At 66.6% G+C, this 21,454-nt stretch carries 20 protein-coding genes; 8 read left to right on the forward strand and 12 right to left on the reverse strand.

The features are described from left to right. From L1080_RS23810 to glf, 4 genes are read right to left on the reverse strand one after another with little or no spacing between them, the layout of a single operon-like run. On the reverse strand, positions 1–906 hold the full coding sequence (locus L1080_RS23810; protein ID WP_109326037.1) for a decaprenyl-phosphate phosphoribosyltransferase: 906 nt from the start codon (positions 904–906) through the stop codon (positions 1–3). Next, the gene (locus L1080_RS23815; protein WP_109326028.1) at positions 903–1,421 is read right to left on the reverse strand and encodes a phosphatase PAP2 family protein; all 519 of its coding nucleotides are present in this window, start codon (positions 1,419–1,421) and stop codon (positions 903–905) included. Before L1080_RS23815 ends, L1080_RS23810 begins: the two co-directional genes overlap by 4 nt. After that, positions 1,402–3,318, reverse strand: coding sequence for a glycosyltransferase (locus L1080_RS23820; RefSeq protein ID WP_250765666.1), 1,917 nt, complete (start codon positions 3,316–3,318; stop codon positions 1,402–1,404). Before L1080_RS23820 ends, L1080_RS23815 begins: the two co-directional genes overlap by 20 nt. Next, positions 3,315–4,562 (reverse strand): UDP-galactopyranose mutase, encoded by a 1,248-nt coding sequence (gene glf, locus L1080_RS23825; protein ID WP_374432658.1) that lies wholly within the window; start codon positions 4,560–4,562, stop codon positions 3,315–3,317. The genes L1080_RS23820 and glf overlap by 4 nt, the downstream gene beginning before the upstream one ends. A 147-nt stretch (positions 4,563–4,709) precedes the next feature. Between glf and L1080_RS23830 the strand changes: the two genes are divergently transcribed. Beyond that, complete coding sequence (locus L1080_RS23830) at positions 4,710–5,819, forward strand: glycosyltransferase (RefSeq protein ID WP_159918799.1); 1,110 nt, start codon at positions 4,710–4,712, stop codon at positions 5,817–5,819. On the opposite strand, the gene L1080_RS23835 is transcribed toward L1080_RS23830, so the two are convergent. Next, the gene (locus L1080_RS23835) at positions 5,816–7,378 is read right to left on the reverse strand and encodes a SpoIID/LytB domain-containing protein (protein ID WP_250765670.1); all 1,563 of its coding nucleotides are present in this window, start codon (positions 7,376–7,378) and stop codon (positions 5,816–5,818) included. The genes L1080_RS23830 and L1080_RS23835 overlap by 4 nt on opposite strands. A gap of 237 nt (positions 7,379–7,615) precedes the next feature. On the opposite strand from L1080_RS23835, the gene L1080_RS23840 reads away from it, so the two are divergent. After that, positions 7,616–9,766, forward strand: a complete 2,151-nt coding sequence (locus tag L1080_RS23840) for an N-acetylmuramoyl-L-alanine amidase (RefSeq protein ID WP_250765674.1) — start codon at positions 7,616–7,618, stop codon at positions 9,764–9,766. A 33-nt stretch (positions 9,767–9,799) separates the two neighbouring features. Here L1080_RS23840 and L1080_RS23845 read toward each other — a convergent pair whose 3' ends face one another. Both L1080_RS23845 and L1080_RS23850 read right to left on the reverse strand, forming a co-directional pair. Next, positions 9,800–10,621 carry an HAD family hydrolase gene (locus tag L1080_RS23845; protein ID WP_250765681.1) on the reverse strand — a complete coding sequence of 274 codons (822 nt, stop codon included), beginning with the start codon at positions 10,619–10,621 and terminating at the stop codon, positions 9,800–9,802. A gap of 244 nt (positions 10,622–10,865) precedes the next feature. Next, complete coding sequence (locus tag L1080_RS23850) at positions 10,866–11,621, reverse strand: lysophospholipid acyltransferase family protein (protein ID WP_250765685.1); 756 nt, start codon at positions 11,619–11,621, stop codon at positions 10,866–10,868. Positions 11,622–11,711: 90 nt separating this feature from the next. On the opposite strand from L1080_RS23850, the gene L1080_RS23855 reads away from it, so the two are divergent. Together L1080_RS23855 and L1080_RS23860 are read left to right on the forward strand one after the other, a co-directional pair. Beyond that, positions 11,712–12,590: a hypothetical protein gene (locus L1080_RS23855; protein ID WP_250766537.1), complete on the forward strand. Its 879-nt coding sequence runs from the start codon at positions 11,712–11,714 to the stop codon at positions 12,588–12,590. A gap of 111 nt (positions 12,591–12,701) precedes the next feature. Beyond that, entirely contained in the window at positions 12,702–14,282 is a 1,581-nt protein-coding gene (locus L1080_RS23860) for a Rieske 2Fe-2S domain-containing protein (RefSeq protein ID WP_250765688.1), read from the forward strand. Between the two features lie 51 nt (positions 14,283–14,333). Here the strand turns inward: L1080_RS23860 and L1080_RS23865 are convergent, their stop codons facing one another. The 5 genes from L1080_RS23865 to L1080_RS23885 form a co-directional block, all read right to left on the reverse strand. After that, positions 14,334–15,518 (reverse strand): MFS transporter, encoded by a 1,185-nt coding sequence (locus L1080_RS23865; protein ID WP_250765691.1) that lies wholly within the window; start codon positions 15,516–15,518, stop codon positions 14,334–14,336. 110 nt (positions 15,519–15,628) lie between these two features. Then, on the reverse strand, positions 15,629–16,114 hold the full coding sequence (gene bfr, locus L1080_RS23870; RefSeq protein ID WP_109326014.1) for a bacterioferritin: 486 nt from the start codon (positions 16,112–16,114) through the stop codon (positions 15,629–15,631). A gap of 77 nt (positions 16,115–16,191) precedes the next feature. Next, positions 16,192–16,374, reverse strand: a complete 183-nt coding sequence (locus tag L1080_RS23875; RefSeq protein WP_159918792.1) for a (2Fe-2S)-binding protein — start codon at positions 16,372–16,374, stop codon at positions 16,192–16,194. 94 nt (positions 16,375–16,468) lie between these two features. Continuing rightward, positions 16,469–17,725, reverse strand: a complete 1,257-nt coding sequence (gene serS / locus L1080_RS23880) for a serine--tRNA ligase (RefSeq protein WP_250765694.1) — start codon at positions 17,723–17,725, stop codon at positions 16,469–16,471. Positions 17,726–17,758: 33 nt separating this feature from the next. Then, positions 17,759–18,178, reverse strand: a complete 420-nt coding sequence (locus L1080_RS23885; RefSeq protein WP_250765697.1) for an ankyrin repeat domain-containing protein — start codon at positions 18,176–18,178, stop codon at positions 17,759–17,761. An 82-nt stretch (positions 18,179–18,260) separates the two neighbouring features. Here L1080_RS23885 and L1080_RS23890 point away from each other — a divergent pair, with 82 nt between their 5' ends. The 4 genes from L1080_RS23890 to L1080_RS23905 all read left to right on the forward strand — a co-directional run bounded on the left by L1080_RS23890 (position 18,261) and on the right by L1080_RS23905 (position 21,416). Beyond that, on the forward strand, positions 18,261–19,367 hold the full coding sequence (locus L1080_RS23890) for a septum formation family protein (protein WP_250765700.1): 1,107 nt from the start codon (positions 18,261–18,263) through the stop codon (positions 19,365–19,367). Position 19,368: 1 nt separating this feature from the next. Continuing rightward, complete coding sequence (locus L1080_RS23895) at positions 19,369–19,719, forward strand: metallopeptidase family protein (protein ID WP_109326000.1); 351 nt, start codon at positions 19,369–19,371, stop codon at positions 19,717–19,719. Positions 19,720–19,870: 151 nt separating this feature from the next. Further along, entirely contained in the window at positions 19,871–20,176 is a 306-nt protein-coding gene (locus L1080_RS23900; RefSeq protein ID WP_159918788.1) for a PE family protein, read from the forward strand. Positions 20,177–20,210: 34 nt separating this feature from the next. Continuing rightward, positions 20,211–21,416 (forward strand): PPE family protein, encoded by a 1,206-nt coding sequence (locus tag L1080_RS23905; RefSeq protein ID WP_250765703.1) that lies wholly within the window; start codon positions 20,211–20,213, stop codon positions 21,414–21,416. Positions 21,417–21,454 lie beyond the last annotated feature (38 nt).

Below are 21,454 nucleotides of genomic sequence, written 5' to 3' on the forward strand. Positions count from 1 at the left end.
TCAGACGAGGTAGACAGCGACACCCACCACTCCGATCCAGGCGATGGCGAGGAGTTGGAGCACGCGGTCGCCCAGAGCGATCTCCTCGGGCTCTCCTGCCTCGCCACCGTCGACGTCGACCGCGTAGCGGAGGATCGCGATGGTGAACGGCACCATGGAGATGGCGTACCAGTTCGTGTTCTTCAGGTCATCCTGCTGGAAGGCCCACAGTCCGTAGCAGAGCACCACGGCCGTGGCGCTGAGCGTCCAGACGAAGCGCAGGTAGGTAGTGGTGTAGTTCTCGAGCGACTTGCGGATCTTCGCCCCGGTGTTCTCTGCGAGCTGCAGTTCCGCGTACCGCTTACCGGCGGCCATGAACAACGAACCGAACGCCATGACCAGCAGGAACCACTGCGACAACGCGATCTCGGCGGCTACACCGCCGGCGATGGCGCGCAGCAAAAAGCCGGACGAGACGATGCAGATGTCCAGTACGGCCTGATGTTTGAGGCCGAAGCAGTACGCCAGCTGGATACCGATGTACACGGCCATCACGACGGCGAGCTGCCAGTTGGCCAGGAACGACAGGGCGATGGCACCGACCAGGAGGACGACCGCCATGGCAAACGCCAGGTTGACCGGGAGTACGCCGGCCGCGATGGGACGGAATCGCTTGGTGGGGTGTGCGCGGTCCGCTTCGACATCCATTGCGTCGTTGACGAGGTAGATGCCGGATGCTGCCATGCAGAACACCACGAATGCGAGCGCGACCGGCAGCAGGACGTCGGGCTCCGTGGCCGTTCCTGCCGCGATGGGAGCTGCCAGCACCAGGACGTTCTTCACCCACTGGCGGGGGCGAACTGCCCGGACGATGCCTGTGGCCAGGGATGTCGGGGGTCCGGTGACGACTGCCGGTTCCTCGCTCATTTTTCTCCAAACTTCTGCTCGGCCTTGAGTACCGCAGCCGCAGACGCGGCCCCCAGGGCAGATCCGGCGAGCACATCGGTCGGGTAATGCACTCCCAGAACGAGCCGGGAGAGCAGCATCGGCGGTACCAACAACGCAGGCAAGGGTAGCCCGGTGAGTCGGCCGAGCAGCACAGCAGCCGCCGTCGTGGACGTGGCGTGCGAGGACGGGAAGCTCAGTTTGCTCGGTGTCGACACGTTGACCTGGATGGACGGGTCGACCGGCCGAGGCCGGCGGACCACGCGCTTGATCGCGATCGACGCCGCGTGGGCGCCCACCGCGCCGACAGCGACTCCCGCCCATTGACGCCGGCGGGGCTTGTCGAGCGCGGCGCCGATCCCGGCGACGGCCACCCAGCCGAAGGCGTGCTCACCGAAGTGAGACATCCCACGGGCGGTGGCGACGACCCCCGGCTTGCCCGCGATCGTCGACTGCACGGACCGCAGAATCTTCACCTCACGAGATGCCGAAGACACGTTCCCACCTCTCCTTGCTGGTCAGGGCAGGAACAGCGTCCTGGTACTCACGTTTGAGATCGGGGAACCGCTGAGCCAGTTCACGGCGTAGCCGCAGGGCTTCCTTCAGCAGCGCGAGGGCCTGCTTGGGGTTGCGCTTGCGGTAGACGACTCCTCTGCCGTCGGCGGTGGTGACCGTGACGCCGTCCACCTGTGAGAGGAGGAACCAGCGTGCGTCCAGCGTCGGGACATTGAGCTGCGGCCGCTCGTGGTGTTCCGTGTGCGCGGGCTTGACGTTGTGAACCAGGCCCTTGCCGAGGCGCACCATTTTCGCCAGCGGGTTGGTGGGCAGACCGACGGCGCCGACCTCGGCCCCGGAGGGCAGCGGCAGGCTGGTCGACGACGGCAAGACAACGGCGTCCGGGAATTCCTTGCGCATCGCATGGACGTTGCCCAGCGCGGTGGGCAGCAACTCGAAGATGTGCTCGGGTCCCTGGAGGAAGTCGGCGATGGCCTGGTTCTGAATGGCCACGGTCGAGTATTCGAGGCACAGCAGGTGCTTGATGGTGGCCTTCACGCTGTTGACCACGAGGCCGCGGACGCTGCCCGGCATGTGCAGGGCAGCGACGACGAGCCGGTTCCGCAGGTGGAAGTACGCCTGCCAGTCGATGGCGTCGTCCTTGTCACTCCACGCCATGTGCCAGATGGCGGCACCGGGCATGGTGATGGTGGGGTAACCCGCCGCGCGGGCACGCAGCCCGTACTCGGCGTCGTCCCACTTGATGAAGAGCGGGAGCGGCTGGCCGAGTTCCTCGGCCGCCTGGCGGGGGATCATGCACATCCACCAGCCGTTGAAGTCGACGTCGATGCGGCGGTGCAGCTTCTTCGAATTCTCGCGGTCGCTGAGCGGGTACTTGGAGAAGTCGTGGTCGTATTCGACGTTGGGCGCGGCGGTCCACATGAAAATGCTGCGATCGACCACTTCGCCCATCGTGTGCAGGTGGCTACGCTCCTGAAGGTTGAGCATCTGGCCACCCACCAGCATGGGGGACTTGGCGAACCGGGACATCGCGAGCGCACGCAGAATCGAGTCGGGCTCGATCTCGATGTCGTCGTCCATGAAGAGGATGTGCTGGCAGTCGGTGGTCTTCAGGGCCTCGTACATGATGCGGCTGTAGCCGCCCGAGCCACCCAGATTGGCCTGGTCGTGAATGACGAGGCGTTCACCGAGAGCGGCGGCGGCCTCTTCGTACCCGGGCTCGTCCACGACCTTGCGCGTGCCCTGATCCGGGACGATGACGGCCTTGACCACATCGAGCACCAGCTCGTCGGACGCGAGCGCTTCCAACGCCTTCACACAGTCGGTGGGCCGGTTGAACGTGGGGATGCCCACGGCCACGGTGCCCTCGCCCGGCGCATCGATCGGCGCGAACCAGCCGGCGCTCTCGAGCACGACCTCGGTGTCGGAGGTGATGTCGAACCAGATCCAGCCGCCGTCCTCGAAAGGCGCCAACTCGATCTCGAACTCCATCGCGGCGTCGCCGTCGAGAAACTCGCGTCCCTCGACGTGGATGCGGGACGAGTCGGCCTTCGAGCGGTACACGTCGACGCGGCCGTGGCCGGACAGATCCAGCCGCAGCACCACCGACTTCAGGATGGTCCAGCGACGCCAGTAGCTCGCCGGGAAGGCATTGAAATAGGTGCAGAACGAGGCCTCGGACTCCGCAGCGACCGACAGCGACGTCCGCGACAGCGGGTGGGCGCGACGACTGTTGGTCTTCGCCTCCTCCACGTAGAGGGTGCGCACGTCGAGGGGCTCCCCCGGCCGGGGCACGAGAATGCGCTGCAGCAACGACTTGCCCAGCAACGACGGGTCCTCGGTCCCCTTCTCGGCCTCGAGCAGGTGGCGGGCGCTCATTCGGAGTCCCCCACGAGTTCCGCACCGGATTCGAAATGCGGTCGAAGGGAGTTGTCGAACATCGACAGCGCGCTCGCGATCGCCATGTGCATGTCCAGGTACTGGTAGGTGCCGAGGCGTCCGCCGAACAACACCTTCTTCTCGGCCATCTCCGCCTTGGCCCGGTCCCGGTATGCGGCGAGTTTCTCGCGGTCCTCGCGGGTGTTGATCGGGTAGTACGGCTCGTCCGCACTCTCGGCGAAGCGCGAGTACTCGCGCATGATCACCGTCTTGTCCTTCGGATAATCCCGCTCCGGGTGGAAGTGGCGGAACTCGTGGATGCGGGTGAAGGGCACGTCGGCGTCGTTGTAGTTCATCACCGGTGTTCCCTGGAAGTCGCCGGTCTCGAGGACCTCGGTCTCGAAGTCGAGCGTGCGCCAGCCCAGCTCCCCCTCCGAGTAGTCGAAGTACCGGTCGAGGGGGCCCGTGTAGACGACGGGGGCGTCCGGGTTCGCGGCCCGCAGCTCGTCACGGACGTCGAAGTAATCCGTTTCCAACCGGACCTCGATCTTCGGGTCCTTCGCCATGTTCTCGAGCCACGCCGTGTAACCGTCGACGGGCAGGCCCTCGTACGTGTCGTTGAAGTAGCGGTTGTCGAACGTGTACCGCACGGGTAGTCGAGTGATGTTGCCCGCAGGCAGGTTCTTGGGGTCCGTCTGCCACTGCTTGGCGGTGTAGTCCCGGACGAAGGCCTCGTACAGCGGGCGTCCGATCAGGGAGATCGCCTTTTCCTCGAGGTTGGACGCTTCCGCAGGGTCGATCTCGCTGGACTGCTCGGCGATCAGCTTCCGCGCCTCCTCAGGGGTGAAGAAGCGGCCGAAGAACTGCGACACCAGGCCGAGGCCCATCGGGAACTGGTACGCCTGCCCCTTGTGCAGGGCGAACACCCGGTGCTGGTAGTTGGTGAATTCGGTGAACTGGGTGACGTAGTCCCACACGCGCTTGTTCGAGGTGTGGAACAGGTGTGCGCCGTACTTGTGGATCTCGATGCCGGTCTCCGGCTCGGCCTCCGAGTAGGCGTTTCCGCCCAGGTGGTGGCGGCGGTCGAGCACCAGCACACGCTTGCCCAGCTGTGTTGCTGCACGCTCGGCGATGGTCAGTCCGAAGAATCCGGAGCCGACGACGATGAGGTCGTATCCGGCCGCGCTGTCGCGCTCCGTCTCGGCCTTCGCGGGGGCAGTGGTCTCTGGGTTTGCAGCGGTCACGGTGAACCAGGGTAAGCGACTCGGCCCCCCGTGCGCGGCCACGGGGTGCACGGACACCCTCGCCATGCACGAGGAGTTCTCCCGCTATTCACCGCTTCTGCGGACCTCGTTGTTCGCGCCGTCGCGCCGATCCAGCTCAATGATCGGGTGCGCATCGTCCAGTTGGCCAACTTCTACGGACCGCGGTCGGGCGGGCTCCGCACTGCCCTGCACAACTGGGGGCGTGGCTACGCCGAGCGCGGCCACGAAGTGATCCTTGTCGTCCCAGGTCAGCGGGACAGTGAGGAGGTTCTGCCGGGTGGGGTTCTGCGGATCACCCGGGCGGCCCCGGTGATCCCGGCGACGGGCGGCTATCGCATCGTCAATCCGCGGCGCGTGGCCGACGTCGTGCGAGGACTGCGACCCGACGTCCTCGAGGTGTCCGATCGGCTGACGTTGCGTGGTTTCGGCGGATGGGCCCGCGACCGCGGCATTCGCAGTGTTGTCGTCTCACACGAGCGTCTCGACCGACTTCTCGGCCAGTTCGCACCGCGTCGTCTCGCCACCGGGTGGGCCGATGCCGCGAACCGCCGCATGGCGCGCAACTACGACGCCGTCGTCTGCACGACGGACTTCGCGAGCGAGGAGTTCCTCCGGATCGGGGCACCCAATCTGCACCGGGTGCCGCTGGGGGTGGATCTGGCGATGTTCCATCCCGGCAAACATGATCAGGGCATGCGCGACTCCTACGCCGGGCCGGCACAGCGCTTCCTCCTGCACTGTGGCCGCCTGTCGGTGGAGAAACAGGTGGAGCGGAGCATCGAGGCGGTCCGCCTACTTCGGCGCGAAGGGCACGACACCCGCCTCGTCATCGCCGGTGACGGACCCCGGCGCGAAGCACTGAAGTCCCGGGCACGCGGACTCCCGGTCCACTTCACCGGGTTCATCAGCGACAAGTCGCGGCTCGCCGCCCTGTTCGCCTCGGCCGACGTGTCGCTGGCGCCCGGCCCGCACGAAACGTTCTGCCTGTCGGCGCTGGAGTCGCTGGCAGCGGGCACCCCGGTAGTTGCGTCACAGTCCTCGGCGCTGGCCGAGATCATCACACCGGGGTGCGGCGCCCTGGCGAGCAACCGCGGCTCGGCCTTCGCGGAGGCGGTCAGCAGCGTCCTCGAGATTCCCGCGAACACTCGGCGGGCGTCCGCCAGGCGCCGGGCCGAGGATTTCGGCTGGGCCGAATCCGTCGACGGCATGCTCGCAGTGCTCGGGGACGACCGCTAGCTGCCGCCGGTCGGGATCCAGTCCCGGAGCACACTCGCGTCGATCACCTGCGCACCCAACTTCTCCGTCCAGATGATGGTTCCGTTCTGATACATCCGGAACTTGCCCGCCTCGGACGGCAGCATCATCTCCGGGCCGACCGGTGCGCCGAGCGTGCTGTTCACTCCGCCCAGTTCCTTGTACTTCTCGGCGATCGGCGATCCCGGGTTGGTGCCGACGGTGTCGTCGTCGGCCAGACTCGGGTCGGGTTCGCCCGGCACCGGCGGCACTCCCGGTATCCCGACCCCCTCGCCGACCGTGAACCAGTCGGACTTCAGTTTCAGCTTGGCCCGCGCCTGCGCCCCCGTCACCTCCGTGGTACCGGCAGAACCGACTACCTTCACGCCGGTGACCCGACCCCCGTCGACGCCGAAGTTGTTGCGTGTCACCACTTCGAAGGTGTGGAGTTCGCCCACTCCAAACGCGGTCGCGATATCGCCGGCCGTCAGCGTGACCGTCCAATCGTGGTGCGGCGACGCGGTGTCGCCCTGGTCCTCGACAGCCGGGAACTCGCCACCAGCCGTGAATCCGCCTGTCGACGAGGAAAATTCGGCGGTAACGGCCTTGTTGTCGCTGACGAGGATCATGCCCTGAGTCGAACGCACGGCATCCGTGGTGCGAGGATCCTCCACCGCGGAGCCGCCATAGACCTGGCAACTCTGGGTGTCGCAGGTCCGCGCGTAGGCCTCACGACTCTCGGCGGCAGCGTACGAGCGTGCGGCAACCGCCTGTGCCCGAAGGGCTTCCGCACCGCCGGTATCGGCCCACTCGGCCTTCGCCTCGACGGGCACGACCCCGAGCAGGTAGTCCTCCATGCCCAGGACGTTGACCGTGCGCACGGCTGCGCCGTCCAGCGCGACACCGAGCGCACCGCGGTACGGCGTGTCGCCGGCACAGAAGGTGAGGTGCTCGTTCGGCGGGCGGTCGGGCCCGAGATCGACCGGGTCCACCCACGGGTGGTCCGTGACGTCCTGCCACAACACCTCCCCGGCGCAGCCCCGGGTCACGACGACGTTGGCGCCACCGCCCGCCGTCGGCGTGAGATGCACGGCTTCACCCGGCCCGACGGGCTTACCCGCCACGACCGCACCGACGGCGGAATACACGTCGAGTGCCTGATCGTCGCGGCCCTGGAGTCGCACGCTGATCTGGGCGTCAGCGAGCGTGCCGAGGGTGGTTCCGCCGTAGTAGTGGGCGAGGATGCGCTCGGCTGCCCATCCCTGGTCCTTCGCGTATCCGTAGGCGCCCCACTGGCCCATCCCGCGACCGTGCCCGTTGCCGTGTCCGGAGAGCGTGAACGGAGTGTCCGAGGCGACCGACTCCCGGATCTCCGGCTCGGCCGAGCGGAAATGGACCGCCATGCCCGCAGCGCCCACCACGAGGAGAGGAGCGATACCGAGCGCCGACACGCGCGCCACCGACGACGTCCATCCGCGCCGAACGGGACGTCCCGCGATGTACCGCCTTTTCCGTGTCCAGGCAGTTCTCCCTGCGCGGATCCCGAATTCGGTCTTGGACATCAATGCACTCCTCATCGCTGAAACAACGAGCTCCGAAGCGCGGTGAGTGCCTTGCTCCGGCGGGTCCGAAGAATTCGGGATAAAGTCTCAATGTAAGGTTGAGCGTTATGGACCTGTGTGACTAGTGTGGCAAGAGTGATTCGAGTTGGCAACATCAGTCACACAGGTCACATCGGCATCACAAGTTGCAGATGAGCGAGGCCTGCTCGCAGGAAACTACAACTGAGGAGAGTCCCCTTGCCGCACCGCCGACCGAAGCCCTCGATCGTCCTCGGGGCTGTCGCTGCTCTGGCTGTCGCAAGTCCCGTTGCGGTCTACGGCATCAGCAGCGCCCCCTCCGACGTCCGCTCCACCAACGAGACCTCTGCCTCCGCGGTGTCCACGGAGATCGCCCAGGTAGTGCTCTCCCAGATTCCCGACATCGTGATTCCGCTGAAGGAACTCACGGGGCTGAACCTGCCCGACGTCAATATCGGCGATCTGCGCAACGTGAAGATCCCGCCGTACATCCAGATTCCGAGCAATCTCCCCCTGCCGGCCGGAATTCAGATCCCGAACCTGCAGATCCCCCTGAAGCTTCCCGCTCCCGGTGATGTCTCCGACCCGGCGATCCTGCCGCCTGCCGACCAGCAGCCGGGAGCCATCGTCAAGGAAATCACCCGGGACACCCCGTTCAGCATGGTGGCGCTCACCTCCGAGACCGTGGCGTCCGCGGAGTCGAAGGTCCGCGCCCTGCGAGCCGACGGAACCTGGGGCGACTGGTTCTCCCCCGACATGATCGACACGCGGCGCACCGACAGCACGGCATCGAACGGCACGGTGGCCACCGAACCGGTGTATGTCGGGTTGACGAAGGCCATCCAGATCCTGACGCCCACGTCTGCGCCGGCATCCGCCGCCGAGCCGGTACCCGCTCCGGTCGCGCCGCAGCCTGCACCTGCACCTCCGGCTGCAGCGGCGCCCGCGGGTGCTGCGCCGCTGGGGTACAGACCCGCTTCCGTCGACAGGCCGCTGCGCCAGCAGCCGGCCCAGACCGGTGCCGACGACGTCACCGCCGTGCTCATCGAGCCGGGCAGCGGACCGGGCGACGGAGCCCTGAGTGACATCGCGGCACCGATCGGCGGTTCCGGACCCAAGGTGATCACCCGCTCCCAGTGGGGCGCCGACGAGTCGATCCGCTGCGACGAACCGACGTACGACGACTTCATCGGTGGTGCGACGGTGCACCACACCGCCGGCGCCAACGACTACTCCAAGGCCGAGTCAGCCGAAATCGTCCGGGCGATCTACGCGTATCACGCGCAGACGCTGGGCTGGTGCGACGTCGGCTACAACGTGCTGGTCGACAAGTACGGGCAAATCTTCGAAGGTCGCGCCGGTGGCCTGGACCGTCCGGTTCAAGGAGCGCACGCAGGCGGGTTCAACGAGAACACCATGGGCATCGCGATGATGGGTGACTTCTCGTCCGAGGATCCGCCGCAGGCGACGATCGACTCCGTCGGCAAGTTCCTCGGATGGAAGCTCGCCAAGGCGGGACTCGATCCGCTCGGCCAGACCACGATGTACTCGGAAGGCACCGAGTTCACGCCGTATGCACAGGGTGAGGCCGTCGACCTGCCGGTGATCTTCGCGCACCGCGACGTCGGCAACACCTCCTGCCCCGGTGATGCCGGGTACTCGCACATGGACGAGATCCGTCAGATCGCGGCCGCGAATACCGGTGGCGGCGGCGACAGCGCATCACTCGCCTCGGGACCTCCCCCGGGAGAGACCCCGCCCGCGTCCGCGCCGGGAACCGATGCGAGCGCGAACCTCGGGGCAGGCATTCCGTCCCTGGTCAACGAAATTCTCCGGCTGACGGACCCCTCCCCCGTCGCACAGAAGTGGGTGGCCGAAGGCGGTGACACCGGCCCCCTCGGGCAGGCCGTCACCGGACTGCTGCAGGCGAAGGCCGGCAACCAGGGTGCGAAGTTCACCAACGGAGCCATCTACACGTCACCCAACGGGGGTGTGTGGTCGGTTCTCGGACAGATCTTCAAGACCTGGCAGAACCTGGGCGCCGACAACGGCGAGCTGGGATTGCCGACCTCGGACGAATACCCGATCCCGGGTGGGCTGCGAACCGATTTCGAGAACGGCTCGCTCATCTTCAACGAGCTCACCGGCATCGTTACCAAGGTGTTGAAGACCTACAACGACGCCTACGCGGAGGCGTACCGCGACGGCGCCCGGGTCGACGCCGCGGCGCCCGCCGCACCGCCCGCCGCACCGCCCGCGGATCCGGCACAGCTACCCCCGGCACCTGCTCCGGCCGCACCTGCACCTGCACCGGTCGAGCCTGCGCCGGCCGCTCCGGCTCCGGCTCCGGCACCAGCTCCGGTGGGCTGACGGAACTGCATCACCCTCTCGGGCGCTGGTGGTCTACGACCACCAGCGCTCGAGTACTTTTGCCACACCGTCGTCCGAGTTGGTGGCGGTGACCTCGTCGGCAGCCGCCTTGGCGTCCGGATGCGCGTTCTCCACGGCCACTCCTCGACCCGCGAGGTTCAGCATCGGAATGTCGTTGGGCATGTCACCGAACGCGACGATCCCCGACGCCGTGACCCCGAGCTCCTCCATCACGACCGCGAGGCCGGACGCCTTGCTGATCCCCGACGCCGACAGCTCGATCAGACCGTTGTCCGTCGAAAAGGTGAGGTCCGCGCGGGCGCCGAGGTGAGGCCGCAAGACGTCGACCATCGCCTGGCTCGACATTCCGGGCACTCTGATCAGCAGCTTGACGGCCGGCGCTGCCAGAACCTCGTCCTCGGACATCTCGGTGTTGTCCGGGTTGAGCCACGCATGCTGATAGCCGGGAGAGCTCACGAACTGGGGTGTGGCGGCGTCGTGAGCGCTGACGCCCACACGTTCCGCCGCCAGCCCCGCACCCGGCAACATCTCCAGAGCGATCTCCGACAACCAGGTGAGGGTGTCCACGTCGAGCGTCGCGGCGCTGAGGACTCGGTCACTGTCGGCGTCGTAGATGACGGCGCCGTTGGCGCAGACGGCGAGGGGCGCATAACCCAGGCCCTCCACCACGGGATGGATCCACCGCGGCGGGCGGCCGGTGGCGAGGACGAAGGGGGTTCCCGACGCCACCACCGACTGCACGGCGTCACGGGTGCGGGCACTGACCCGTTCGTCGGGCCCGATCAGGGTGCCGTCGACATCGGACGCTACAAGGGTCGGTCGGTCTGGGCTCACCCGGTCATTCTGCCTGCACTGTTCTTCCCCGTGCCGAGCGGCCGCCGGGCGCGGGCTACCGGTGGTGTCGCAGCTCGGTCTCGCGGTGGTCCATCTCGGTGGCTTCCTCGATCGTCGGGGCACGGCCACCGAGACGTCTCGGGACCCGATACGCCCCGGCCGGATGCTCGAAGCCACTCTGCACGTGATGCAGGATGCCTTCATCCGCGTGTGCAGCGTCTCGACAAAGACAGTTCCACCCGATCTAGCTCCCGGACTCCCGTTCCTGTCGAGCCTGCGCCCTCTTCTCGACGTCGGCGGCGTCCAACTTGTCGGCCTCTTCCAGCGTCGGCGCGCTGCCGCCGAGTCGCGCGGGCACCCAGTAGGCGCCCGCGGGATGGTCGTAATCCTTCTGCAGGTCGGCGAGCATTTCCTGCATGGTGGTGTGGAGTTTCTTCGTCAATTCGGCGGCGGGCTCGAACGGCGCGACGGGCTCACCGACAGCAATCGAGATGGGGGTGTTGGTTCGCCCGAGGCGCTTCGGGAAACCCTTGGTCCACACGCGCTGCGCACCCCAGATCACGATCGGGATGATGGGCACGTCGGCCTCGATCGCCATCCGTGCGGCGCCCGACTTGAATTCCTTGATCTCGAAGCTGCGACTGATCGTGGCCTCGGGATAGACGCCGACCAGCTCCCCGCGGCGCAGCCGGTCGACGGCAGCCCGATACGAATCCGAGCCGGCCCCGCGGTCGACGGGAATGTGTTTGAGGGCCCGCATGATCGGGCCCGAAATCTTGTTGTCGAACACTTCCTTCTTCGCCATGAAGCGGATGTACCGCTTCACCCTGCGCGCAGGGAGTCCCGCATAGGTGAAGTCCATGTAGCCGGTGTGATTGATCGCGATCACCGCCCCACCCGTCGCGGGAATGTGCTGATCGCCCTTGACCGTGAACTTCAGCCCCTCGAAGGCGAATACGGTGCGGGCAATGCCGATGACGGTTCGATAGACGGGTTCCACAATCGGCTAGCGTAGCCGGGTATCGGCGATCTGGCCCGCAGTCGGGAACGGACGCTCGGCGGGGAGTCGGCAGGAGGGCGTGTGAAGGAAATGGGCCGCACGGGCAGGGGGGCGTTCGCGCCCGCACACACATTCGCCCTCGTGGTCGGGATCCTCGCCTCAGCGGCGGCCTGCGATTCCCAGTCCGGCATCCCCGTGGACGCCGCGGAGGCAGACGTTGCGACTTCAGAAGTCGCGGCGGCAGAAGTCGCGGCTGCCCCCACCTCCACCGCCGACAGTCCCGGCACCGTGCCTCCCACCCCGGCCCGGCCGGCCCCGCAGGTGCTTGTCGGTGAGGTCCCCGGCAATCCCGAGGCCGCCGACGCCGTCCGCGCCTGGGCTCTCGACCTCGTCACGGATCCCGAGGGGCTCGCCTCGACCTGCTGGACGCTGCCGCCGGCTCAGATGGCCGAACAGTACGAGGACACCGGCGCAGTGCTGCGGGCCCTCGCGCAACCCGGTGTCGACGGGCAGTTCTCCGTGTCGTGGACAGGTGGCGGCACCACCGTGTCGGTCAAGCGGAGCGAAATCGCGTCGGGGTACGCCTGCCCGCACGTCCATCCCGCCGGGACGGCCGACGTCTACACCCCGGCGGACGCCGAACACGCGGTGGCGAGGTTCCTGTCGCGGGAGGCGGGACGACCGGTGAGCCCGGCCGACACCGAGGCCGCCTATCCCCTGATCTGCCCCGGGTTCAGTCCGTGGGACCCGTCCGGGTCGGGGAACGGCGGACAGCCACCGCTGAAACAGGGCCCCGACGTTCTGGCCGGCACCACAGCGTTCGCGGCAGACGACATGACCACCACACCGGTCCGCGGCGACTACGTGAACGTCACGGTCCCGGTCACCGATGTCTCGGGTGTGACGAAGACCAAGCAGGTCACCTTGTCGATCGGCCAGGACGGCTACTGCCTGGGCGAAGTGACGTAGGCGGCTCCGCCGCCCGTGCGCCTTTTTGGTTGTTGGGGCTACCGGAAAGGCGCACAGGTGGCGCAGCCGCCTACCCTGGAACAGTCGCTCAGCTCTTCAGGAGGCATACCAGTGCAGGTCACCAGCGTCGGCCACGCCGGATTTCACATCCAAACCGAGGCAGGATCGATCCTGTGCGACCCCTGGGTGAACCCCGCGTACTTCGGGGCGTGGTTCCCGTTCCCGGACAACACCCAGCTCGACTGGGACGCCCTCGGCAACTGCGACTACCTGTACGTATCGCACCTGCACAAGGACCACTTCGATCCGGAGAACCTGAGCAAGCACGTCAACAAGGACGCCATCGTTCTGCTCCCCGACTATCCGGTGCCGGACCTCAAACGGGAACTCGAGGCACTCGGATTCCATAAATTCTTCGAGACCGAGGATTCGGTCAAGCACAGGATCAACGGGGCAGGAATCGAGGTCGCTCCGCAGGCCCCGCTCGCGCCGGGAGACCTGGACATCATGATCATCGCCTTGCGGGCGCCCGCCGACGGACCGATCGGCGACTCCGGTCTCGTGGTGTCCGACGGCGAGACGACGTGCTTCAACATGAACGACGCCCGGCCCGTCGACATGGACGTCCTGCACGACGAGTTCGGCAAGATCGACATCCACCTGCTGCAGTACTCGGGCGCCATCTGGTACCCGATGGTCTACGACATTCCCACCAAGACGAAGGCCAACTTCGGCAAGCAGAAGCGTCAGCGCGGCATGGATCGGTGTCGCAGTTACATCGAGCAGGTCGACGCCACCTGGGTGGTGCCCTCGGCAGGTCCGCCGGTGTTCCTGGACGACGAGCTGCGTTACCTCAACGACGACCGCGGCGACGAGGGAAACATCTTCCCCGACCAGATCACGTTCCTCGAGCAGATGAAAATTCACGGCAACGACGGCGGGATATTGATGATCCCGGGGTCCACCGCGGATGTGAAGGGCAGTGCGCTCACCCTGACGCACCCCATTCCCGATGCCGAGGTCGACAAGATCTTCGCCGACAAGGCCGGGTACATCGAGGACATGGCGCAGCGGATGGCTCCGGTCCTGGCCGCCGAGAAGTCGGGTTGGGCCCCGGCCGAGGGCGAACCGTTGTTCGAGGCGCTCAAGGCCAAGTTCGAGCCGATCATGAAGCAGTCCGACCTGATCTGCGACGGTATCGGCTACCCGGTCGGTCTGGTGATGGGTGACGAGACCGTCGTCCTCGACTTCCCGCAGCGCATCGTCCGTCCGCGCGGGGAGAAGGACGGCAAATACCGCTACGGCTTCCGTATTGCGCCCGAACTGGTCCGCACCGTGCTCCGGGACGACGAACCCGACTGGGTGAACACCATCTTCCTGTCCACCCGCTTCGAGGCGTGGCGGGTCGGCGGATACAACGAGTTCCTGTACACGTTCTTCAAGTGCCTCACCGACGAGCGCATCGCCTACGCCGACGGCTGGTTCGCAGAAGCCCACGACGACTCGGCGTCGATCGAGCTCGGCGGCTACGAGATTCAGCGTCGCTGCCCGCACCTCAAGGCCGACCTGTCCAAGTTCGGCGTCGTCGACGGCACCAATCTCACCTGCAACCTGCACGGCTGGCAGTGGGACCTCGAGTCGGGTCGCTGCAAGACGTCGAAGGGCCACGAGTTGCGGTCCAGCAAGCTCTGACCGCTCGGGCGAATGTACCTTTCGGCGCATCTGAGGCGTCGAAAGGTACATTCACCCGACGGTGGGTGTGTCCGGCCGAACCGGTGGCAGCCACCGGCGCACCAGGACCGCCGACAGCAGCACCGGAACAGCCAGTGCGGCAACGAGTGTGGTGACCGAGAACCACGTCGAACCGACAGCGAAACCCACGTAGATCAGAAGTGCGGTGATCTCGCCGAACAGCCCCGACACCGAGGTGACGGTGGCCCGCGCCGGACCGGTGATCGCGTCCTGCACACGAGCTTCCGACACGATCATGGCATTGCCGAGGATGCCGTAGCCCACGCCGATTGCCGCGAACCCGGCGACACCACCCAGAAGGGCTCCGACACCGAGCAATACGGCACCCGCTGCGATGACACGGCTCATCGTCACCGCTCGCATCGACGCCGTCCGGCCGGCCGCCGCGGTACCCACCACTTGGCCGGCGACGGTGATGGCCACCAGCAACGGCACCGCCGCCGTCGGGGTGCCACCGTCGCGGGCGAGCAGGCCGAAGTACTCGTCGAAGGCGAGAAATCCGACGAGTACCGACGACAGCACCACGCCTCGGCGGAGCACCGTGTCGTGCGACACCTCCCCGACGCCGGCCCGGAGCATCCCGGCGTAGCGGGACAGCAGTCCGCGCCCGTCTGCCACTTCCCGTGTTTCGTCCGCGTCGGCTGCTCTCGGCGCAGCGGGAAGCAGTAGTGCGAAGCCTCCGTGCACCACCGTCGCAGCGACACTGGCCCATCCGACCAGTGTGTAACCGCCAAGAACGAAGAGCGGCGCGGCGGTCAGCGTGGCGACGAGGTTGCTCGCCATGGCGCCGGAGTTGGCGTAGCCGAGGAGCCGGGCGAAGCTCTCCGATTTCCCCCGCGAGGCAAGTTCGTCGTACAGCAGTGCCTCGAACGTTCCGGACTGGATGGCACCACTGATGCCCCACAGCACGAATCCGGCTGCGAAGCCTGCATACGACGGCGCCACCACCCACACGGTAAATCCCGCGGTGTACAGGGCGGAGGCGAAGACGAGCAGTCCACGCCGGGACACGGTGTCGGCCCAGGCGCCCGACGGCACCTCGGCGACAAACGATACGACGGACCAGATGACGAGTAGCGACGAAATCTGCCCGACGCTGAGGCCGTGGTCGGCGAACAGCAGGTCGTAGAGACCGAAAAGCGGAATGAGGTCACGAGTGGCGGTGTAACCGACCACGCGGACGGTGAGCGATCGCTGGGAGCTGGGTCAAGGCTGAGCGGCGGGGTATCTCACGCGCCTATTTTTACACAGAGCGCCCAGCGAGTCGCGCGGTTTTCGTCGATCGACTACCCGGCCGTCGGTGGCTGATCAACGAGCTGGGCCATGTACAGCTGGTCGCCCATCTTGTCCATCAACTCGATCTGAGTCTCCAGATAGTCGATGTGCTCCTCTTCTTCCGCGAGGATGCCTTCGAGCAGCTTCGCCGACGTCGCGTCGCCCTTCTCCCGGCACATCTGAATTCCGGGGCGCAGGCGTTCGACCACCTCGAGCTCGACCGCGAGGTCGGAGTGGAACTGCTCTCGCAGGTCCTGTCCGATGCGCAGCGGAAGCAGCTTCTGATAGTTCGGTAGCGCCTCGAGAAAGAGGATGCGGTCGGTCAAGATCTCGGCGTGAATCATCTCTTCGATGGATTCGGCACGCGTCTTGGCCGCCAGTTTGGTGAAACCCCAGTTGGCCTGCATCTTCGAGTGCAGGAAATACTGGTTGATTGCCGTCAACTCACTCGTCAACTGTTCGTTGAGAAGAGCGATTACCTCGTCGTTACCGCGCATGACAACCTCCGGTCGCCGGGACTAATGCGACCGTATCAGGCTCGACCACTCTCCGCAGCGGATCGTGGTGTCAGTTGTCAGGCAGCTGTGCGATTACGCTCCGCGTACGCACAGAGAATTTCTTCGAGGCGGTTGACGCAGGTTCCACACCCCCATCCGGCTCCACATCGCTCACCGATGGCATCTGCAGTGTCGGCACCGTCGTGCACATGCTCGTGCACCTCGGTTTCGGTGACGGCCTTGCAGATGCACACGAACATGTGGCTCTCCCTTACGCGAACTATCTGATTAGGTAAGGGTTACATCATTCGGGCGGAGATGCAAGGGTAGCCTTGCATAACGGACAGTATTTTTTTACGGCTTCAATACGTCCGTACCGACGAAGGGCACCAGCGCCTCCGGCACTCGTACCGTCCCATCGGACTGCTGGTGGTTCTCCAGGATCGCCACGATCCACCGCGTGGTGGCCAACGTGCCGTTCAGGGTGGCGGCAGTCTGCGGCTTCCCGTTCTCGTCGCGGTACCGCACACCGAGGCGCCGCGCCTGGAACGTCGTGCAGTTCGAGGTGGACGTGAGCTCGCGGTACGCCTGCTGGGTGGGCACCCACGCCTCGCAATCGAACTTGCGGGCAGCCGAGGAACCCAGATCGCCCCCGGCGACGTCGATCACCCGGTAGGGGACGTCGATTGCAGCCAGCATATCGCGCTCCCAGGACAGCAGACGCTGATGCTCGGCGTCGGCATCCTCGGGCTTGCAGTAGGTGAACATCTCCACCTTGTCGAACTGGTGGACCCGGATGATTCCGCGGGTGTCCTTGCCGTAGCTGCCTGCTTCCCGGCGGAAGCAGGTCGACCAGCCCGCGTACCGCCTCGGGCCTGCGGAAAGATCGAGGATCTCGCCCGAGTGGTATCCGGCGAGCGGGACCTCGGAGGTTCCGACGAGGTAGAGGTCGTCGTCGGCGAGGTGGTAGATCTCGTCCGAGTGGGCGCCGAGGAATCCGGTGCCCGCCATGATCTCGGGGCGCACCAGCACAGGGGGAATCATCATCTGGAACCCGTTGGCCATTGCCTTCTGCGCGGCGAGCTGCAGCATTCCGAGTTGCAACATGGCGCCGAACCCGGTGAGGAAGTAGAACCGGGCGCCGGACACCTTCGCGCCGCGTTCCATGTCGATCAGTCCCAGCGACTCGCCCAGCTCGAGGTGGTCCTTGGGCTCGAAGTCGAACGTGGGGACATCGCCGACCGTGTCCAGGGTGACGAAGTCGTCCTCGCCACCGGCCGGGGCGCCGTCCTGGACGATGTTGGAGATCGCCCGGTGCGCGGCATCGAGCGCGGCCTGCGCCTCGTGCTGCTCCGCCTCGGCCTGCTTGACCTTGGCCGCGAGTTCCTTGGACCCCTCGAGCAGCGCGGGCCGTTCCTCGGGGGACGCCTGGCCCACCTTCTTACCGAAGGCCTTCTGCTCGGCGCGCAGAGTGTCACCGGCGAGTACCGCGGCGCGACGGGACGCATCGGCCTCGAGCAGCGCGTCGACCAACGCAGGATCTTCACCGCGGGTGCGCTGCGACTCGCGGACGGCGTCGGGGTTCTCGCGGAGGAACTTCAGGTCAATCACGGTGTCAAACCCTACCGGGCGCCTCCGGAGCGCTCATTCGGGTTTCGGTTCCAGCAGGCTCAGGAGATCTTCCCGGCCGAACATGCGCGCGGCGTCCACCGCGGTGGGGTGCCCAGCTGTGGGGTCGGCACCGCCCGCGACGAGGGTGCGCACCACCCCGTCCTCACCCTTGAACAACGCCCCTGCCAGCGGTGACTGACCCTTGTCGTTGAGTCGGTTGACGTCGGCACCGCGGTCGATCAGAGCCTGGACCGCCTCGGCATGGCCGTGGTAGGCGGCCAGCATGACGAGGGTGTCGCCGTTCTGGTTGGTGAGGTTCACCGGGACCCCGGCGTCGATGTACGTGGCCAACGCCACTGCGTCGCCCGCGCGTGCGGCATCGAACACCCGGCCCGCGAGTTCCTGGAGTTCCGGATCCACAGGTTCGGCGGAGGGCTGCGAATGGTCGTTCATGGCACTCGAAGCTACCCCCGCCGCGAACCTGATCGAAGGAGTTGTTCTGCTTCTCGCACCGGAACGGGCATGATGGAAAACGATGTCCTCAGATCAGCCGAACGGTGCCGAACCGCAGCCCGGGAACGCCGGGCAACCGACCAAGGCACCCCGCACCATGTCCGCGACCACGACGCGTCGCGCGCTCGCTGCTGTCGCGATCGGCGCCGTGGTCGCGGCGATCGCGACCTTCGCGATCGCAGGTGGGTTCGACCGCAGCGAGAATCTTCCCACCCACTCGGGCGATCCCGGGCCCCAGGCCACCGCGTCGGTGGAAGGGGAGGCTTTCGCATCGGCGATCGCCGGCGACTGCCTCGACTGGACACCGTCGAACGACCCGAAAGAGGATCGCAAGGACGTCGCGAAGGTCGACTGCGCCGAGGAGCACCGTTTCGAGGTGGCGGCCCCACTGGACCTCAGTGTCTACCCGGGCGCAGAGTTCGGGCCGGGGTCGCGTTACCCGGGCGCCCTGCGGTTCGCCGAGCTGCGGGACGAGCACTGCGTGCCTGCCGTCGAGACCTACCTGGGTGCGCGTTTCGACCCTTACGGGAAGTTCAGCGTCGGTCTCATGTTCCCCAGCGAGGCAGGCTGGACCGCCGGGGAGCGCACCTTGCGGTGCGGTCTCCAATTCTCCGGCACCGCAGGCACTTTGCTGCCTTTCAGTGGGCGGGTGGCCGAGCAGGACCAATCGAATGTCTGGGATCCCGGCACCTGCATCGGCATCAATCAGAATGTCCCCACCGATCCCGTCGACTGCGTGCAGCCTCACGCGTACGAGGTGATCTCCGTGGTCGACCTCGGCACCCAGTTCCCGGGTTCGATGCCGTCGGTCGAAGACCAGGACAAGTACCTCGAGGGCGTGTGCACCCAGGCGTCCAACGAATTTCTCGGCTCGGCGGACGCGTTGCGGAACAAGACCCTCACCCTGTTCTGGGACAACCTGGAACTCGACAGCTGGCTGGCGGGCAGCAGGCGCATCAACTGTTCGGTGGGCAAGGAGACCGACACCGGCGGCTTCTCGACCATCACCGGGTCCGCCAAGGGCGACATCCTGATCAACGGCGCGGCGCCGGTACCGCCACCGCCTACTCCGGAGGGCAGGTCGATGCCGACGCCGCTTCCCGGTGCAGCTCCGGTTCCCGGGCCCTGACGTGCCGGTTCTGATGACGCCCGACCGATTCGAGGAATTGGTCGGGGACGCGCTCGATCTGATTCCGCCTCAACTCGCGACCGCAATCGACAACGTCGTCGTCCTCGTCGACGACCGCAACGAGGACGATCCGCATCTTCTCGGGCTGTATCACGGAATAGCGCTGACCGAACGGGACAGTCATTACGGCGGTTCGCTACCCGATACGATTACCATCTACCGCGACGCCCTCCTCGAAATGTGCAGTTCGGAGGAGGAAGTCGTTCACGAAGTGGCCGTCACCGTGATCCACGAGGTTGCACACTACTTCGGGATAGAAGAAGATCGCTTGCACGAGCTCGGCTGGGGATGAACGGTTTTCCCGGGAATTTTTTTCTCGGGATCGGGGGGAACCGAAGAGCGCGTGGCAGCGTCCAAGGAAGTAGGGACGCTGCACCATGCAGTTCGCTTGCCGGGGGGCAGCTGCCTTCCGCACCCGCCTAGGTCAGAAGGAGTTCGACGCAATGCCAGCTCTGCACGTCGCACCCGAAGCTCTTGTCGCCGCCGCCGTGGAACTCGACGCGCTCGCCGCGCGCCTCGAGGCTTCGGTCGCACTGAACTCCGCAGCAATCCGGGTACTCCCGTCGGGGAGCGAAGAAGTCTCCCTCCATGCCGCCGGTTACTTCAACACGGTCGCAGGAACGTTCACTCCTGCTGTCGCACAAGGAATTCTCGAGATGCGGGAGACCGCGAACACGCTCCGCACCCAAGCCGCTCTGTACGCCGCCGAGGACCTTGCCCTGGGCGCGTCGCTCGCTGCGGGCATGTGACCGGAACGCCTCGAGACCAGTAGGAGAATCGCACATGACCATGGGACTGACAGGTGTCATCTGGTTGCCCCGCGGGGCCACCGTCAACTCCACCACGCTCATCGCGGGCGCAGGCCCTGTGCCGCTCAGCGTGGCGAGCGCTGCGTGGACTGCGCTGTCCACCAGCTTCGTCGACGCCAACCTCACGCTCGTTCGGGTGATGGCCGAGCTTGCCGCCGGCTGGCAGGGCGTATCGGCCGTGGCCGCACTCGCCAAGATCACGCCGTTCACGGTATGGACGGCCGAGTGCGCCGAACTGGCGGCAGACACCGCCGTCAAGGCCGGACTCGAGGCGGGCGCATACACGACGGCCGCGCTCATCATGCCCAGCATTCCCGAGATCGTGGCAGTCAAGACCGCGAAGGCCACCGCCTACTCGACGGGCGGTGCCCTCAACGGCTCCGCGGCAGTCGCCGAGGCCGCCGACCGGGCGATGGACATCCGGGCAGGGCTCGTGATGGAGGGGTACGAGGCCGCATCCAACATCCTCGCGCTCAAACGCACGTACAAGCAGCCCCCGCGCATCGTCACCAAAGCCGATTCCAAAGAGGTCGGAACCTTCGAGGATGTCCCGCAGGACGGCAACTTCGACCCGACACGGGCCGCTGCTGCCGCGCTGATGGCGGCCGGTCAGAATCCCGCGGTCACCACCGCCGCATCGCAGGTCGGCAGTATCGCCGGTACCACCGTGTCCACCGCCACGTCTGCGGCGAGCAACATCGGTGGGGCGGCGCTGTCCGCAGCCACCAGCTCGGCGGCCACCCCGATGATGGCTGGTGCGCCGATGCTGTCGGGTGGCTCGTACAGCGGTGGCGGCGCAGCTTCCACGTCGACGGCGGCTGCACGGACGTCGGCCGGTGCGCTCGGCGCCGGGACGGGAGCCGGCGGTGCGACTCTTCCCGAGGGCTGGGGAAAGACAGATGCCCTGGGCCAGGGTGCTCGGCCCGGAGCGCCCGCGGCCACACCCGGCGCAGTGATCGGAGACGTCCGGACCGACATGAATCCCGCTACCGCGGCACGTGGAGCAACGGGTAGCGGACCCATGATGGGCGGGCGCGGCGCGGGTACGGCCGGTTCGCAGGACGACGAAGAACGGGACACCCCCGATTATCTGAAGAACTTCGAGCACTTCGCCGACGGACGTACGGTCATTCCTTCGGTGATCGGCGCCAACCCCGACCACCCGGAGAGCGGACGTTGATAGACCTGGGCACCCAGGCGGGACCGACCCTGCCAGCG

It is taken from the genome of Rhodococcus sp. MSC1_016, assembly GCF_023667485.2.
In the GTDB taxonomy this organism is placed as follows: Bacteria; Actinomycetota; Actinomycetes; order Mycobacteriales; family Mycobacteriaceae; genus Rhodococcus_F; species Rhodococcus_F oxybenzonivorans.

Coding starts and splice junctions, on each gene's coding strand:
- L1080_RS23810 (WP_109326037.1), bottom strand. CDS start 906: ATGAGCGAGGAACCGGCAGTCGTCACCGGACCCCCGACATCCCTGGCC.
- L1080_RS23820 (WP_250765666.1), bottom strand. CDS start 3,318: ATGAGCGCCCGCCACCTGCTCGAGGCCGAGAAGGGGACCGAGGACCCG.
- L1080_RS23835 (WP_250765670.1), bottom strand. CDS start 7,378: ATGTCCAAGACCGAATTCGGGATCCGCGCAGGGAGAACTGCCTGGACA.
- L1080_RS23855 (WP_250766537.1), top strand. CDS start 11,712: ATGGGCCGCACGGGCAGGGGGGCGTTCGCGCCCGCACACACATTCGCC.
- bfr (WP_109326014.1), bottom strand. CDS start 16,114: ATGCGCGGTAACGACGAGGTAATCGCTCTTCTCAACGAACAGTTGACG.
- L1080_RS23875 (WP_159918792.1), bottom strand. CDS start 16,374: ATGTTCGTGTGCATCTGCAAGGCCGTCACCGAAACCGAGGTGCACGAG.
- L1080_RS23885 (WP_250765697.1), bottom strand. CDS start 18,178: ATGAACGACCATTCGCAGCCCTCCGCCGAACCTGTGGATCCGGAACTC.
- L1080_RS23890 (WP_250765700.1), top strand. CDS start 18,261: ATGTCCTCAGATCAGCCGAACGGTGCCGAACCGCAGCCCGGGAACGCC.
- L1080_RS23900 (WP_159918788.1), top strand. CDS start 19,871: ATGCCAGCTCTGCACGTCGCACCCGAAGCTCTTGTCGCCGCCGCCGTG.
- L1080_RS23905 (WP_250765703.1), top strand. CDS start 20,211: ATGACCATGGGACTGACAGGTGTCATCTGGTTGCCCCGCGGGGCCACC.